The organism is Paraburkholderia sp. BR10954, from assembly GCF_040965775.1.
Classification (GTDB): Bacteria; Pseudomonadota; Gammaproteobacteria; order Burkholderiales; family Burkholderiaceae; genus Paraburkholderia; species Paraburkholderia youngii.
This window is the reverse complement of the sequence record NZ_JBFRCK010000374.1, coordinates 1-207: the sequence shown is the minus strand read 5'-3', so window position 1 is coordinate 207 and position 207 is coordinate 1. Positions and strand designations below refer to the sequence as shown.

Here is a 207-nt window from a genome sequence, read left to right as displayed (position 1 = left end):
ATGGCAATCTGGAGTTTCTGGGGCGCACCGACGAGCAGGTCAAGATCCGGGGCTTTCGGATCGAGCGGGGCGAGGTGGCCGCGCTCCAGTGCGGGCATGCGTGGGGTCGCGAGGCGGTGGAGGGGGCACGCGAGGAGCGGGCCGGCGAGCCGCAGCTGGTGGCCTATGTGGTGGCCGCAGCGGAGGCGCAGGAAGCGCAGCTTGCGG

The 207-nt window shown here is 72.0% G+C and carries 1 protein-coding gene; it reads left to right on the top strand.

The genetic code is table 11. The annotated features are described in order from the left end of the window. A partial coding sequence (locus AB4Y34_RS42615) for a hypothetical protein (RefSeq protein ID WP_368719387.1) occupies positions 1–207 on the top strand: 207 nt, incomplete at both ends.